The following is a 15,849-nucleotide window of genomic DNA, read 5'->3' on the forward strand; positions in this document are numbered from 1 at the left end:
GTTTTGTCTGTGGAGGGTGGATGCGGTAAAGGTCGCCTTGCGAAGCAGAAAGCAAGTGAAATCCGTGAGGAAGTCACCTAAGAGCTTTTGCTTTTAGAATCCCCCACTTGAACATCGTGAAAGTGGTGGGAGTATGTCAAAGCCTGTCGTATATCCAGAGTTATTTTCCGCCTGAACGCACCCGGCAGATTCTGGGACGCATGACCGGGATCAAAGCCAATATCATGGGGGCCTTGCTCGGCACCATTACCCCATTTTGTTCCTGTTCTTCCATTCCGCTGTTTATCGGTTTTACCCGTGCCGGACTGCCTGTGGGGGTGACCTTTTCCTTTCTGATTTCATCTCCCTTAGTCGATCTGGCTTCGATTATTTTATTGGCCAGTATTTTTAACTGGAAAATTGCCATGATCTATGTGGTTCTTGGTCTGATTTTGGCAGTTATTGGTGGATCACTCATCAGCTTTTTCAAAATGGAAAAGTATGTCGCTAAATTTGTTACGCAAAATAGTACAGCTCAGGGTGATGAAGATTTTAAAATGTCTGCGAAAGAGTGCCGGGAATTTGCCTGGGAACAGGTGGTGGAAATCTTTAGCAAGGTCTGGATGTATGTGTTGATTGGCGTAGGGATTGGCGCGGCAATTCATAACTGGATTCCTGAACAGTGGATTACCGCCTTGCTTGGTCAGGATCACTGGTATTCCGTACTGATTGCTACAATCATAGGCATACCGATGTATGCAGATATTTTTGGCACTTTGCCGATTGCAGAAGCTTTGGTGGTGAAAGGTGTGGGGTTGGGGACGGTATTGGCCTTTATGATGGCGGTAACAGCACTTTCCCTGCCATCCCTGATCCTGTTAAAACAGGTGGTGAAAACCCGCTTATTGAGCCTGTTTATAGGGATCGTTTTTGTGGGAATCTTGATTATTGGCTATAGCCTGAATACTTTGGGTGACTGGTTTTTATAAAATGTATGGAGAATAAAAGATGAAAATTAAAGTTTTGGGTACAGGCTGCCGTAAATGTAAGGCCCTGTTGGCTGCAACTGAAGAAGCAGTGAAAAGCACCGGTGTCAAAGCGGACATTGAGTATGTCACGGATATGATGCAGATTGCCGAAACCGGACTGTTAAGCACACCGGGTCTGATGATTGACAGTAAAATCGTATCGAGTGGTAAAATTCTGGAAGCTCAGGCTATCGCGGAACTGATCGAGAAAAATAAATAACTTCAAAATTAAAGTTGTAGCGAAGAAAACCAGTGGTTCAAGTCGCTGGTTTTTCTATATTGGAAGAAGAGGGAAACTGTTAAATCCAGCGCTTTCTGGCTGTGATATCCTGATCCAGATATAATTTTTCACTTGTACTATTTACTATATATATGGATATGTATATATTTGCATAATAGAAGGGGAGCAGCTATGGACCACGTTCAGTTTTTTAAATGTTTATCTGATGAAACACGTCTCAGTATTGTCCTGCTGATTGCGGAAAATAAAGAGCAATGCGTCTGTGATCTGACCGATAAACTGCAGTTAAGCCAACCAAAAATTTCACGGCATTTGGCCTTGTTGCGGTCTTGCGGTCTGCTCAACGATCGTCGGCAAAGCCAGTGGGTGTACTACAGCCTCAATCCGCAATTACCGGCCTGGTGCTTTGAAATTCTGGACGTACTGAAACGTAGTGACGTTCCGGTTTTATTTGATTCTTCCGCTCTATCGATTCAGAGCCATTGCGAGTAAGTTTTCATGAAATTTTTGTTTTTATGCACGGGGAACAGTTGCCGCAGCATTCTATCTGAAGTGTTGTTCAATAGCCGTGCGCCAGAAGGCTGGGTCGCTTACAGTGCTGGCAGCAAACCTTCCGGTCAGGTGCATCCCTTGACGCTTGAAACCCTGCACAATCTGGGCTTGTCGACTAAAGGCTTATCCAGCAAGACGATTGATGCCTGTGAACAGTATCAGCCAGACGTGGTGATTACCGTCTGTGATGCGGCTGCACAGGAAGCGTGTCCTCTTTATCTTGGCGGAGCGATCAAGGCGCACTGGGGCCTGTCTGATCCGTCACATTTAGAGGTGGATAAAGAAGAAAAAATGCAAGCCTTTATGAACACTGTTGAACATATCAATCGTCGCCTGGATACTTTGTTTAAACTTAACGTAGATGAACTTTCTCGCTCACAATTGATTGCAGCGATTAATCAAATTTCGAATGTTGAGTAAGTCACATGTCTGAAAAACGCATGTCCTTTTTAGATCGCAACCTGACGCTGTGGATTTTTATTGCCATGGCGTTAGGCATCGCAATAGGAAACTTTTTTCCTCAAGCATCGGTTGCTCTGGATCAATTCAGTATTAATTCAGTCAATATTCCAATCGCGATTGGTCTGATTCTGATGATGTATCCACCCCTGGCAAAAGTGGATTATGCGACCTTGCCACAAGTGTTTAAGGATAAAAAAACCCTGACGCTATCTTTAATTCAAAACTGGTTGATTGCTCCGGTACTGATGTTTGCGTTGGCTGTGATTTTTTTGCATAGCTATCCAGAGTATATGACAGGCGTGATCCTGATTGGTTTAGCTCGATGTATCGCCATGGTACTGGTGTGGAATGGTCTGGCCTGTGGTGATAACCAATATGTTGCAGCATTGGTGGCGTTTAACAGTATTTTCCAGATTTTATTCTTCAGTACCTACGCCTGGTTATTCCTGACCTTCCTTCCGCCATATTTTGGTATTGAAGCTCAAGTGATCAATGTTAGCTTCTGGACCATTACCCATGCTGTTCTGATTTATCTTGGAATTCCGTTCTTATTGGGTTTCTTAACGCGCTTAATTTTGGTGAAACAAAAAGGCGTGGAATGGTATCAAACCAGGTTCATTCCAAAAATCAGCCCGCTGAGTTTAATGGCTTTGCTGTTTACGATTTTGGCCATGTTTAGCTTAAAAGGGGGTGATGTTGTGAGTCTTCCACTGGAAGTTTTACGCATCGCGATTCCTTTAATCATTTACTTTGTGGCCATGTTCTTTATTAGCTTCTTTATGAGTAAATGGATGGGCAATGATTATCCAAAAACTGCTGCAATCTCATTTACTGCGGCTGGAAATAATTTTGAATTATCACTTGCAGTCGCCATTGCAACTTTTGGTATTGCTTCGCCGGTTGCTTTTACCACGATTATTGGGCCATTGGTTGAAGTACCTGTGTTAATTGCTTTAGTGAGTGTTTCACTGTGGCTAAGAAAGAAATATTTTAAAGAGGCTTGATATGATGAACCTGCCTAACGTAGATCCAAATCTTATTGAACAACCCACCTTTGAAAAAGTCCAAGCCAAAGAACTAGCTCATCCTCCTCGGATTTTACTGCTCTATGGGTCTAATCGGGAACGTTCTTACAGTCGCCTTGCAGTTCTTGAAGCTGGTCGAATCCTTGAATATTTTGGGGCAGAAGTAAAAATCTTTCATCCTAAAGGGCTTCCTTTACCTGAAGATGCGGATACTGAGCATCCAAAAGTAAAAGAGTTGCATGAACTTTTAGCATGGTCAGAAGGCATGGTGTGGTGTTCACCGGAACGACATGGTTCTATGAGTTCCATCTTTAAATCCCAGATTGACTGGATTCCACTGGCAGGGGGCGCAATTCGTGCCACTCAAGGAAAAACCCTTGCCTTGATGCAAGTCAGTGGGGGATCACAGTCCTTTAACAGTCTGAACCAGATGCGTGTTTTGGGGCGTTGGATGCGGATGATCACGATTCCAAATCAGTCTTCAATTCCAAAAGCATTCCTGGAATTTGAAGAAGATGGACGAATGAAGCCATCAGCATTCTATGACCGGATTGTGGATGTGATGGAAGAACTGTATAAATTTACCTTGCTGACTCGTGGTCAAAGCAAATACCTGACAGATCGTTATTCAGAACGCAAGGAATCGGCTGAAGAGCTTTCCAAACGGGTAAATCAGCGCAGTTTGTAAGACTGAATTTGCTTGATCAGGCTGTCCGGTCAATCAGAGAAATCAGCAGAAACCCGCTGAAAAAGCGGGATGCTGCATCAAGAACGACAGAAAAATGCAAGGGGAAAAGGCTTTGGACATAAAACAGATCGAAACAGATGTGATCATCATCGGTGCTGGACAGGCCGGTTTGTCCACGGCTTATTTCTTAAAGCGCAAGAATATTCCGTTTATCATCCTGGATGATCAGCCTCAGCCTGGAGGTGCCTGGCAGCATGCCTGGGAGTCCTTGCGTCTTTTCTCCCCCAATAGCTGGAGTTCGCTGTCGGGCTGGATGATGCCGGCGACCGAACAGACCTATCCGACCCGCAATGAGGTGATCGATTATTTGACCGCCTATGAGCAGCGCTATCACTTTCCTGTAGTTCGTCCGGTGCATGTGGAGCGCGTGGAAAACAAGGGGACATATTTAGAGGTCTATGCCGGGGAACAATCCTGGAAAGCCAAAGCGGTGGTAAGCGCTACAGGGACATGGAGCCAACCATTTATTCCCGAGTATGCAGGTCGTGAGCATTTTCAGGGTATACAACTTCATTCAGCAGATTATAAAAATGCTGAGTTATTTAAAAACAAGAAAGTCATGATCGTGGGTAGTGGCAACTCCGGTGCGCAAATCCTGGCCGAGGTTTCCCAGGTAGCTGAAACGCTTTGGATCACCCAGACACCGCCGCAATTTCTGGCAGATGATGTCGATGGCCGTGTCCTGTTCTTAAGGGCGACCGAGCGTTTGAAAGCCCAGCAGCAAGGTAGAAAGATCGAGCAGCCCATTGGTGGTCTGGGCGATATTGTCATGATTGATTCAGTCAAAGAGGCACGTGAGCGAGGCGTTTTACAGAGCAAGCGTCCATTTTCGGCTTTTACCGAACATGGCGTGATGTGGGAAGATGGCAGCACCGCGCAAGTGGATGCAGTGATCTGGTGTACCGGATTTAAGGCGGCGCTGAATCATCTTAGCAGCCTCGGGATTATCCAGCAGGACCAGACCATCGCAGTGAAGGATGGCCGCTCGGTTCAGCTGCCGAATTTATGGCTGGTCGGTTATGGGGAATGGACCGGTGCTGCTTCGGCGACGCTGGTCGGAGTTTCCCGGACATCCAGGGCAGTGGCCGATGAAATCGCTGCGTTTTTAGATTGAAATGACTTGATCCTGCTTCAAACGAAAAAATTGAGTGAATAGCATCTGCCTGCAACAAGTATCATATCCTATGGTCTGATGCTCGCGATGATCTGGCTACCTTTTAATCAGGTAACTTATGCCCACAATGCGGGCAGAAGAAATACTTGTTTTTTTCCTGCTCGAGTTGTTCTTTCTTGCGCTCATGAATAAGCTCTAACAGGATATCCTGCATTTGCTCTGTGCTCAGCCCGACTTCTTTACGTAAAGTTTCAATTTTTTCTTGATCTTCAATCAAGTCAATTTCTGCGTCATCAAGCAGTTCACGAAATCTTAATTCCAGCTTGTGTTTGCGTTGTCTCAGCTCATTGGCCAGAATACCCGCAGGAAGTGCTGCCAGACCTACCCCTAAAATGGTAATGACCCCAACCTTGGCAAGAGTCACCGACATAAAATACACTAAATAACATAATTGGTATTTTAATAAACTCTATATATAACAGTTGTATAGAGTTTTTATTTTGTGTGGTGTAATTTAAGGTAGGGTGGGGTACTTTGATTTTTGGTCACTAATTTATTGTGATAATCAACAATAATAACCAACATACACATGCTTAATCTAAAGGTGTTTTACTGACTGGTATAATTTTATAATGAGAGGGGTGTTGCCTGGGGCTACGGTTTCTGTTTTGCCTTTTGGCGTAAGACGTACAAATATAAGCTTTCTACTTTTTCACGTGCCCATGGTGTGGTACGCAAGAATCGCAATGATGATTTAACACTTGGGTCTATGCAAAAACATCTAATTTCAATTTTACGACTTAAACCTTCAAAGCCACCGTAGTAATCCAATAATTCATCCAAAATGTCAGCAAGTTTTTTGCCGTGTAAAGGGTCATTGGAGGTGTTCATAATAGATCAATCGTATTTTGGGTGGCCATTATTATAACCTGGGCTAGTTGGAAAACTAGAGAGTTGGAATGTAAGTAATGATGGACTGAATAGCCACCAAAATTCTGGAGCACACCCAGCCATCGGGTGATGCATCATATATATGACTTGGTAATCCCATTTGCTGTGTAGGAAAGTTTTTTCTTAATGGGTCACCTTTTAATGGAAGTAGGTAAGAGGAAAGCTCTAAACCTTTACGGATCGCTTCAGCACTGTATTCAAAGGCAATTAATGGTCGACCTGTGATTGCTGTTGAGGAGACCAGTGTACCCTAAAGCCAATATTCACCCCATTCATTGTAGTAAACATTAAGTTTTTTGAGCATGGATTTATTTCCTTTTGATACGTTGGCGAGCCGTATTGCTCTCATAGCGAAGAATATCATCTACACTGTTTAAATGAGGTTTGAAGAGTTCCTCTAATTCTTGTAATCGGCCTAGGACCATGGCAACGTGTACTAAATTTTCAAATGAAACATTTCGACCTGCTTCCAGATTGGATACTGTATTCACACCAATACCAGCACGTGCAGCAACATCTGCCTGAGTCATTTCCAGATAAAGTCGTTCTTTACGAAGCCTCTCACATAATAATCCAACAACTTCTTCAGGTTTTCTGAATTTTAAATCCATAATATTGGGTCTTATGTCCATATATGTCTATTAAACCACAAAATAATGGAGTTATAAAATAAACCAGTTGATCGGTAAGAAGGTGCTTTATTGGCCTGATTAGATCCTATTAGATTAAAGAAATCTAATTAGACATTTACAATCTAATGGAATCTAATACAATCTATGGTAATAAATAAATCATTGCCGAGTGAACCGTACCGGGTTTGTCGGAGATGTGGCATTTCTAGACCAACGTTACGCAAGTGGTGGAAACGATATTCTGAGCAAGGTATTGATGGATTAAGTAGCCAGAGTAGACGTCCCTTAAAATCGCCAAATACTAAAATCAATGCTGAGCTAGAAGCCTTAATATTAGAAATGCGCTCAGCTAGAAATTTTGGTGCTCGACGTTTGCAAACAGAATTGATGAGGCTGCACGGAGTCTCGTTGTCCTTAGCGACTATCCATAAAGTACTATCCACCCATCAAGTCAAACCGATTAAAAAATTCCGTCGTAAAGCAGATTTCATTCGTTATGAACGCCCATTATCAGGCGATAGAATTCAAATGGATACCTGTAAACTGGGTCCAGGACTATATCAGTACACATCTATCGATGACTGCACACGATATCGCGTTTTAAGGATATATAAACGCCGAACAGCAGCGAATACTCTCGACTTTTTAGACTGCGTAATTGAAGAAATGCCTTTTCCCATACAGCGAATACAGACCGATCGTGGGCGGGAATTCTTTGCTGAAAAAGTACAGAAAAAAATGATGCAGCATGGAATCAAATTTAGGCCAAATAAACCAGGTTCACCTCATCTGAATGGCAAGGTAGAGCATTCGCAAAAAACTGATAAATCTGAGTTCTACGCTACTGTAGATATCGATTCTGAGGATATCCAAGACAAGCTAGCCGAATGGCAGCATTACTATAACTGGATGAGACCACATTCAGCGTTGAAAGGTAAAACACCGATGGAGAGGTACTTTGAATTATGTGAAGAAACTCCTTTCTCAGATGAAGTCCAGAAGCAATACAACCCCTCAAATGAACGGATTCAACATGCCAATTACAAGACGGATCTAGAGATCGCTAAATTGAAATGATCTCTATGAATCACACATAGAAACAATGCTAAAACTTTTGACCCCATTTGGTTTAAAATTAACTGTTGTGAAGAAATGATCACTTTCTATCAGGATATTTTCGATCTCAATGAACTGTTTAACTTCTCGAATTTGATTGTCTTTATTCACAATATTCCTATTGAGTGAGTCGAATCTGTGCTCAGGTTGAGCAGTTCGGCTACTGTTCTGAAATGACAGCTTTGTCCGTTATAATTGTATAAACATTTTTAGTGTCTGGTAATTATGTCCTCATTGATCAATTTTCTATCTCGCTTTAGTACTGCAACTATTCAGCGCAGCCTTAGCTATGCTAAACACATTGATAGGGAAACGATTGAGTTCTTTGAGGAAAAAGACGGTGTCACGATGTATGCCCAAATTGAAGGGACAGATTATTATGATACTGCGATTACCTATAATCCCCAAAAAGACCGTTTAATTGATGACGACTGCACTTGTCCGGTTGGATATAACTGTAAACATGCTGCGGCTTTAGCGCGGTTATTCTTTCAGGAATATCGCCAGGAATTTCAGCAGCGTTATGCTGACTCTCAATCCCCACAGGGAATCGCAAAACGCAAACAGGGGTATGATCAGGCGCAACGCTGGTTGAATGATTTTAAACGGTATTTACAACAGACTGAACCTGAGCAGCCTGCCAAAACAAACACATGTTTAATTTACCTGTTAAATCAGTCTGTCAGCTCAAAGAAATTGACCCTTGTGGTGCAGAAGGCCAGACGCAATAAAAATGGCTCGATTGCCGGTGAAAGTGATTATACGCACTATGAAAATATCACCAGAAAGCATCTGACTTTACCGGAACAAAAACGACAATTATTTAACCAGATTTATTATTACGCCAAAATAAACAGCGACGAGCGTTTTTATCAAAGCAATCTTGATATCTCCGGAATTTCATTGGAGCACTTTAAATCTTTTATTCAAAGTGGCGATGTGTACTGGCAAAAAAAGAGCTATGCTGCACTTCAATGGTCAGAACAAGGCTATCACATCGAATTGATCTGGGAACAAGGTGTCAACAAACAGACGGAGCATTTAAACATTGAATTGGTCAATGGCGATATTCGACTCGATTTAAAATCAAATCCACATATCCAGATTCTCGCGAGCCAGCCACCATGTTATGTGGATATTCAACAGAACACGGTGGGCCAGTTATATGGTGAATATACGGCAAATCTGCTCTACCATTTTTTACAGATGCCTGATCTTCCAGCTACGCTCTTGCCAGAGTTTGAGCAACTGACTCATCAATATTCAGACGTGAAAAATCTGCCTCAGCCCGAGTCTATTCAGCATGTTGAGGTCCTTGAGGGTAGCCCCCAGCCAATTTTACGCTTTGGTGTTTTAGATAAATTTGATTGGAAATTAGAGGAGTCTGTTTGTGCTGAAATTGAATTCTCCTATGCAGGTGGGCGAATAAAAGCAGGTACATCAGGTGACAGTTTTATTGGTGAGCAGCATGGCAAAATGGTGCGACAGCTTCGGGATTTTGTTCAGGAACAACAGGCAATCCAGCGTTTACAATTGTTGGTCGAATCACTGGAGTGGGTGAAAGATCTTAGCTATTACCAGCAATTAAAACTGGATAAACAACGTCTCGATTCTATGGTTTTTGCTTTCTATGGAGACTGGATCAAGCAGCTGATGCCCATCAATCAAATTGAATTGATGGGATGGCAGATAGAGCATCTGGAACACAGCCCATTTAAGCTGCAATATGTTGAAAATTTAAATATTTCCATCACTGAATCTGAAAGCCAGCAGGACTGGTTCGATATCGGGGCGACGGTTCAGGACAGTGCAGGCAATTGTTATGATTTGCTCGATGCAATCGTAGCTTTGGTGCAAAAAAATCCTGATTTACTTGATCCACGGACTTTTAGTTATCTGAATGACAGCCAAATTTTCACCCTGAAAACTGCAGTGGATCAACCTGATTTGGCTCTATCCGCCAGGGACATTAAGCCGGTATTGTTGCATCTGCAGAGCATTTTACAGCAAGAAGAGCGCAGTATCGATCGCTATGATGCGAGTCAACTATTAGAATTACAGCATAATCTTGGGATGACATGGCAGGTCAGTGACCAGCTGCAGCAATTTGTACAGAAATTCAAACAAGGCTATCAGCAACAACTGCCGACACCACAAGGTTTTCAGGGGGAATTGCGCCCATATCAGCAGCAGGGCTTAGGCTGGTTACAGTTTTTAAGGGAAACCCAGCATGGCGGGGTTCTGGCAGATGATATGGGCTTGGGCAAAACAGCACAAACTTTAGCGCATTTACTCATGGAAAAGCAGGCTGGTCATTTGCAGGACAGCCCCGCCTTAATTGTTGCACCCACATCGCTGATGCATAACTGGTTCAAAGAAGCGGAAAAATTTACACCTGAGCTCAAGGTACTGCTGCTACAGGGCCCCGACCGCCATCAGTATTTTGAGCAGATTTCACAATATGACATTGTGTTAACCACCTATCCGCTCTTGGCGAGAGATGAAGAGCAACTGAAGCAATATGAATATCATCAACTCATTTTGGATGAAGCGCAGAATATCAAAAATCCGCGTGCCAAAGCTGCACAGGTGGTACGGCAATTAAAAGCACGACATCGCCTATGTCTAACCGGTACACCTATGGAAAATCATTTGGGTGAGCTGTGGGCACTATTTTATTTTCTGATGCCAGGATTTTTATATTCACAAGAAATCTTTAATAAAAAATACCGCTATCCGATTGAAAAACGCGGTGATCAGCAGTTAAGGCAAAAGTTGGTAAACCGCATTAAACCCTTTATTTTACGTCGCTTGAAAACTGACGTTGCCAAAGAATTGCCAGAAAAAACCACGATTGAAGTCAATATTGATATGAATGAACAGCAATCCAAGCTATACGAGGCTGTTCGTGCCACGATGCAAGCCAGCATTCAGAAAATTGTGGCAGAAAAAGGCTTTAAACGTAGTCAAATTCAAATTTTAGATGCCTTACTGAAGCTACGTCAGGTGTGCTGCCATCCTAGCTTACTAAAGCTGGATTCAGTGAAAACCGGGCAGGCACACTCTGCCAAACTTGAACAGTTGATGGATATGGTCGTTCCAATGGTGGAAGAGGGGCGAAAAATTCTTATCTTCTCTCAGTTTACCTCAATGTTGGAACTGATTGAGCAGCAGCTCCATCACGCAGAAATTGGCTATGTGAAACTGACTGGAAAGACCAAGAAACGGGATGAAGCTATTACTACATTCCAGTCTGGACAAGTGCCGGTATTTTTAATCAGTCTGAAAGCAGGAGGGGTCGGTCTGAATTTAACCGCCGCAGATACAGTCATTCACTATGATCCATGGTGGAACCCTGCTGCTGAAGATCAAGCTTCAGATCGTGCATGGCGGATTGGACAGGACAAGCCGGTATTTGTGTATAAGCTGATTACCAATAAAAGCATAGAAGAAAAAATTCTTGCCTTACAGCAAAATAAAGCAGAACTGGCACACTCTATTCTAAGTACAGATCATGAGGGCGAAGCGAAACTGACGGAAAATGACGTGATGAACTTGTTTGAGAAATTTTAGTTTGGTTTCAGATTACCCTAATCATTTGTAAGTATCTGAAAGTGCGGATGCAATTTTTTCCAATGTTGTCTTAATTTTTCTTTATGAGCAGGAATCATAGGTAAGTCTAGTAATAGCACTGGCCATACTGACCGTGCTTTGTCCATGATCGCGTGAAGTTGTTTTTCAATAACACGCCATGGAACACCGACTTTTTCAGCCCATTCTTCAAAGTGTTTCATCTCAGCTAAATACCAATCTTTATTTTTGGCAAGATTTAATGCGAAATGACGCTCATTTTCAATATATACACTGGTCATTAATATATCGTATGCGGGAGATAATCTGGGTGCACTTTTATCATGATAAATCATACTCCAGTTTTTTAAGTGCGCATCTCCATTGGCGAGTAAAATATTGACGAGTAAACGGCTGGCAAATTGCTGAATATCAATAATTTTGTTATCTGAAAATTGATAAATGATCTTTCCTATCTGCTCATAATTTGTGGTGCTGTATTTCTGATGTGGATATGCGCCGAAGATCTGAGCAAAATCTTCGATGTGAATAAGCTCTGTAGTATCAGCAGTACTCTGTCTATCAAATCTTTTGATTGCGAAAGCATATTGCTCTTGGGGTAAATTTAATGGTGGAAGGTCTTGTAAAAGGGCCATATCCACCAAGCGAATCTCAGGGACATCTATTCCGACCGTTTTGGCAAGGGTCATCATAGAATATTCATTTAGCGGAACAAAAGCATGTCTGGAAGAAGGAGTTTTGATAATCCAGTCCCCGAGTAGAGTCGTTTCCGTTGCCTGTGCTAGTGTAAAACGCCCATCTTTGGCTTTCATGGAAAACTTCATTTGGACGCCGGCCAAGGAAAACTTATTATCTGTTCGAATCTCTTGCTTTAAAATTTGATCTGGATTCGAGATCTGCAGTTTGAATTTTATTTCATCTGGAATTTCTTCTGGATCTAATGGAGTCGCAATGAGTGCTCCAGGTAAATCATGACCTAAATCTGCCAATAACTGAAATTCATTGTCTATATGTACTTTGAGGCTTTGTGCAATCAGTTCACGTAATGCCCCTTCTGGTAGCAAGTTTGATAGCAAGGGGTGTAAGCGCTGATGTGTAACATAGGTCTTTTCTAAAATTTTATCCGCTTGAGGATACAAGGGGGAAGTCAGCAGGCTCAAGGTCGGACGTTGCTGATCAAAGCGGAAAGAATCTGTAAAAACCAGAATATTTTTTCCACTCTGAAATCCTGCCAAGTATCCAACGACAGCGTGATGTAATGTTAATTTCAGGACGGCAACAGTATTCATGGTTCCTCTCCTCCGAGAAGACCCTTCCATGGGTTAGTCATTAAGTCATCCTGATCTTCAATAGTGACTTTAATTTCATCATTCAATAATTGTCTAATCAAATGAACCTTATCATCAGGGATGAGCATCAGTTGAGCATTTAATCCTGCCGCGATAATTTCTAAGGTCTCTAATCGAGGGTTACCCTGACTTTCCAGCTTTTGGTATTGCTGTCTTGAAATGCCTGTACGGGATTGCATATCAACTTGCTTTAAGCCCAATTGGGTTCGTCTTTTTTTGATTTGCTGAAGTAAAGACTTATTCATTGTAGATAAATTTATTGCTTTTAGGTCATATAAGAAACATATTAGTTTCTTTTTTTTTGAAAAGCAATTTATGAATTTATCATTTCGATCTGTAAAATAGCCCTACTTGTATGAGAAATGGGTGTTCAAGTTGTTGTTGATTTTGCATTGTTGGACGTAAATACCAAATGATAGAGCCTGTAAATAATTTCATTCATCATCTTCCGAAAATATTGCTTCAATTTCATCCCATTGGGGCAAGTTAAATTTTTTTTATTCACTTCGAATTGTAAACCCACGCCATCAAGCACACGTTCAAATATGTCAAATGAACCTGTAAAACGGCCATTCTCTATCTCTGAAATTGTTGTTTTATTGACTTTAGTTTTTTCTGCAAGACTTTTCTGTGTATAGCCAATCCTTTTCTTGCCAAACGTATTTTTTTACCTATTTCACCTCTTGTAGCCATTTTTGCTCCCGAAACTTTGTTAGCCATATAGCAAACTTTTAACTAATTATGGTGAATGTTCGCTATATAGCAAACTTTTTATAATGGTTCTTGAATAGCTATTGAGTTTATAAGGAGGATTTGCCTCGCATCAGGTTAATAAAATCCAATATATAGCAGCAGTTCGCAATTAATTGACGGAATTAGGCCAGACATATACATCTTGAGAAGAAGAGGGGATTCTTATACCTCGCATTTGAATTATTGGAGAGGACTATCACTTTCAAATTTTTCTGTAATACTTTGCTTATCTTAAAGTTTAGCCCGAAGACCTTCCACCAATTGTAAAACAGAGGCCAATCCCTGAGGGTTCTGAATCTGTTCTATTGGAATACCACTCAACAATTTATTGGGTGATTTTATAAAATGCTGCATCCAGGCTGTATCCCCACCTGTCAGAGCATCTAGTGATGTGGTAATACGGATTAAAGTGAGGGCGATTTCTCCCTGTTTTGAAGTGGGATCTAATTCAAGAGAGGTTAAATTTTTCACTGAATCTATATTCAGTATTAAGGCTAGTTGATCGTGTGCAAGACCAAGTCGTTCAGCAGCAGCTAAAACTGCCTTAGCTAATATCATTTTCTGTTTTGCAGTTTTTTCTGATGTTGTACGCATGACCGATCCCTGTTTCAGACGCTGCTAATTCATAGAGTTTATACTATTTAATTATCGTTGATCAGACATCCAATTTTTACTAAAGATATATTAAATTTGGCTTTAGATAAGGAAGCAACGGTTAAATTATTTAACAGCATGTAGTTATTTTTAGACCTTCAGCTTTAAGTTCAAGAGATCGTGGTCTACCGATACAGGCTAGATGTAAGCAAAATTTAAATGCAGCAAGAGCATGACCATCTTTTACTGAGTAGAGTTGTAGACGAGGAAATTCCTCTTGAGTTGATGGATGTTTATCTGTTGATGCTTTTGCTAATTTGAAAAGTTGAGGCTGTTGTTTAGCATCTAACTTTGTTTGCAAATCTTGTCCAAATAAGTGCCAAAATTTGGCAGGAAATAAAGCCTTAACCTGGGAATAAAAATGTTCGAGATGATTGATATCCTTCCAGCGATAATGGATACCTGTGTGTGATGCGGTCACTCGACTCAAAAATACATTCAAAATGAATTCAATTTGTATTGGATTTTTGCGAGTTATTTTCTGTAGATGTTCAAAAAAATAAGTCACAGCGTGAAGCTCTTCAGCGGTATCAAGCATCGCTGGCTTTAAAAGGGTTGAGCTATCAATACTAAATAAACGAGGATTCCCTTTTTTTGATTTAATGTCTGCTAAATTTAGGGCATTTTCATACCAATAATTTACGAGCTCTTCTGGTAAGCATATACGTTGAGCTGCACTTTTAGGATCGTGAGTAGTCTCTAATAAGTTGAGTGTTTCATAAAAGCGTTGAAGTGAAATTTTAGAATCCTCTGTGCCGGCGAAAAAAGCAAAAAAGTCATGGGGTTGATTTGTTTGTACTGACAGTTCGTTAAGAATGTCAGTAGCATTACTTTGGAGCCAGTTTGTTTGATCGTTCAATAATATAGTTGCTAGAACTGCCTGATTTTTTTCAAAATTAAAGTCTTTTTCATCCGTTGTTATTTTCAAATTTTTAAACGTTGCATTGTAGCCCATGATTTTTTTAGCCAGTTCATTTGGCATATCTGGATGATGTTTCAGTAGTTTTTGACCAGCAATGAGATAACTAAAGTGAATATAACTTTTGAAAGTTTCAACGGGTTCTATATGCCCTAAAAGATGTGCAATAACAAACCAATGGTTTTGTCCATGTTGATTTTGAAGAAGTTCAGCTCGAATTTTTTCATATTCGTTTTCACTATAGTCAGTCAGCTCTTGCACAAGTGGTGCATATTCACAGTTCAGTAAAAGCGATAAATGATTCGCTGCCGTGTGACGAAAAGAGTGAAAGGAGTAATGATGCTCTTTAAAGACCTGATTCAATATCAGTTTTAGGGGCACAGTGACAGTGTGTTTATTCAGTTTGAACCGTACCGGGTTTGTCGGAGAGTTTTTTATTTAAGTTAGGCCACCTGACCTAACGGGTTAATCTTATCATAGTACATTGCTTCAAAATCAAAAGGTGATACATAACCTAGTGCACTATGTACACGCTCTTTATTGAACCAATCTACCCAATTTAGTGTCGCAAGTTGTACATCCGCTAAACCTTGCCAATCTGCTTTTAGATATTCAATCACCTCTGTTTTGTATAAGCCATTCACCGTTTCAGCCAAAGCATTATCGTATGAATCACCAGTCGTACCGACTGATGCTCGTAAATTTGCTGCTTCTAAACGATTGGTATAGCGAATG

Annotated in this window: 14 protein-coding genes and 5 pseudogenes; 9 read left to right on the forward strand and 10 right to left on the reverse strand. The window is 41.2% G+C overall.

Going from position 1 to position 15,849, the window contains the following annotated elements; genetic code table 11:
- Positions 1 to 107 precede the first annotated feature (107 nt).
- The 7 genes from FTT73_RS14500 to FTT73_RS14530 all read left to right on the forward strand — a co-directional run bounded on the left by FTT73_RS14500 (position 108) and on the right by FTT73_RS14530 (position 5,149).
- Positions 108 to 968, forward strand: a complete 861-nt coding sequence (locus FTT73_RS14500) for a permease (RefSeq protein WP_218946078.1) — start codon at positions 108 to 110, stop codon at positions 966 to 968.
- A 19-nt stretch (positions 969 to 987) separates the two neighbouring features.
- On the forward strand, positions 988 to 1,227 hold the full coding sequence (locus tag FTT73_RS14505) for a thioredoxin family protein (protein ID WP_005093701.1): 240 nt from the start codon (positions 988 to 990) through the stop codon (positions 1,225 to 1,227).
- A gap of 192 nt (positions 1,228 to 1,419) precedes the next feature.
- Entirely contained in the window at positions 1,420 to 1,740 is a 321-nt protein-coding gene (locus tag FTT73_RS14510; RefSeq protein WP_005093699.1) for a metalloregulator ArsR/SmtB family transcription factor, read from the forward strand.
- A gap of 6 nt (positions 1,741 to 1,746) precedes the next feature.
- Positions 1,747 to 2,220, forward strand: a complete 474-nt coding sequence (locus FTT73_RS14515; RefSeq protein ID WP_074382687.1) for an arsenate reductase ArsC — start codon at positions 1,747 to 1,749, stop codon at positions 2,218 to 2,220.
- A 5-nt stretch (positions 2,221 to 2,225) separates the two neighbouring features.
- Entirely contained in the window at positions 2,226 to 3,266 is a 1,041-nt protein-coding gene (gene arsB, locus FTT73_RS14520; RefSeq protein ID WP_005093695.1) for an ACR3 family arsenite efflux transporter, read from the forward strand.
- A gap of 4 nt (positions 3,267 to 3,270) precedes the next feature.
- Positions 3,271 to 3,975, forward strand: a complete 705-nt coding sequence (arsH, locus tag FTT73_RS14525; protein WP_035337425.1) for an arsenical resistance protein ArsH — start codon at positions 3,271 to 3,273, stop codon at positions 3,973 to 3,975.
- A 94-nt stretch (positions 3,976 to 4,069) separates the two neighbouring features.
- On the forward strand, positions 4,070 to 5,149 hold the full coding sequence (locus FTT73_RS14530; RefSeq protein WP_005093691.1) for an ArsO family NAD(P)H-dependent flavin-containing monooxygenase: 1,080 nt from the start codon (positions 4,070 to 4,072) through the stop codon (positions 5,147 to 5,149).
- A 103-nt stretch (positions 5,150 to 5,252) separates the two neighbouring features.
- Here the strand turns inward: FTT73_RS14530 and FTT73_RS14535 are convergent.
- The 4 genes and pseudogenes from FTT73_RS14535 to FTT73_RS14550 all read right to left on the reverse strand — a co-directional run.
- Positions 5,253 to 5,552 (reverse strand): annotated as a pseudogene (locus FTT73_RS14535) (ion transporter); the annotation flags it as partial.
- 251 nt (positions 5,553 to 5,803) lie between these two features.
- Entirely contained in the window at positions 5,804 to 6,040 is a 237-nt protein-coding gene (locus FTT73_RS14540; protein WP_002058193.1) for a VF530 family DNA-binding protein, read from the reverse strand.
- A 115-nt stretch (positions 6,041 to 6,155) separates the two neighbouring features.
- Positions 6,156 to 6,344: pseudogene (locus tag FTT73_RS14545) on the reverse strand (type II toxin-antitoxin system HipA family toxin); the annotation flags it as partial.
- Between the two features lie 64 nt (positions 6,345 to 6,408).
- Positions 6,409 to 6,711, reverse strand: coding sequence for a helix-turn-helix domain-containing protein (locus FTT73_RS14550; protein WP_159138966.1), 303 nt, complete (start codon positions 6,709 to 6,711; stop codon positions 6,409 to 6,411).
- A gap of 204 nt (positions 6,712 to 6,915) precedes the next feature.
- Here FTT73_RS14550 and FTT73_RS14555 point away from each other — a divergent pair.
- A pseudogene (locus FTT73_RS14555) lies at positions 6,916 to 7,809 on the forward strand (IS481 family transposase); the annotation flags it as partial.
- Between the two features lie 264 nt (positions 7,810 to 8,073).
- On the forward strand, positions 8,074 to 11,421 hold the full coding sequence (locus tag FTT73_RS14560; RefSeq protein WP_180072816.1) for a DEAD/DEAH box helicase: 3,348 nt from the start codon (positions 8,074 to 8,076) through the stop codon (positions 11,419 to 11,421).
- A 17-nt stretch (positions 11,422 to 11,438) separates the two neighbouring features.
- On the opposite strand, the gene FTT73_RS14565 is transcribed toward FTT73_RS14560, so the two are convergent.
- From FTT73_RS14565 to FTT73_RS14590, 6 genes and pseudogenes are all read right to left on the reverse strand, one after another.
- Positions 11,439 to 12,728: a type II toxin-antitoxin system HipA family toxin gene (locus FTT73_RS14565; protein ID WP_180075631.1), complete on the reverse strand. Its 1,290-nt coding sequence runs from the start codon at positions 12,726 to 12,728 to the stop codon at positions 11,439 to 11,441.
- On the reverse strand, positions 12,725 to 13,033 hold the full coding sequence (locus tag FTT73_RS14570) for a helix-turn-helix transcriptional regulator (protein ID WP_004282130.1): 309 nt from the start codon (positions 13,031 to 13,033) through the stop codon (positions 12,725 to 12,727). The genes FTT73_RS14565 and FTT73_RS14570 overlap by 4 nt, the downstream gene beginning before the upstream one ends.
- A gap of 189 nt (positions 13,034 to 13,222) precedes the next feature.
- A pseudogene (locus FTT73_RS14575) lies at positions 13,223 to 13,481 on the reverse strand (helix-turn-helix domain-containing protein).
- Between the two features lie 291 nt (positions 13,482 to 13,772).
- On the reverse strand, positions 13,773 to 14,135 hold the full coding sequence (locus FTT73_RS14580) for an MbcA/ParS/Xre antitoxin family protein (RefSeq protein WP_159138971.1): 363 nt from the start codon (positions 14,133 to 14,135) through the stop codon (positions 13,773 to 13,775).
- A gap of 130 nt (positions 14,136 to 14,265) precedes the next feature.
- Positions 14,266 to 15,519: pseudogene (locus FTT73_RS14585) on the reverse strand (site-specific integrase); the annotation flags it as partial.
- 38 nt (positions 15,520 to 15,557) lie between these two features.
- Positions 15,558 to 15,849, reverse strand: a 292-nt coding sequence (locus FTT73_RS14590) for an integrase core domain-containing protein (RefSeq protein ID WP_180191598.1), incomplete at its 5' end; no start/stop codon positions are given.

Origin of the sequence: Acinetobacter sp. YH01006 (genome assembly GCF_013420445.1) — a bacterium.
GTDB classification, from domain to species: domain Bacteria; phylum Pseudomonadota; class Gammaproteobacteria; order Pseudomonadales; family Moraxellaceae; genus Acinetobacter; species Acinetobacter pseudolwoffii.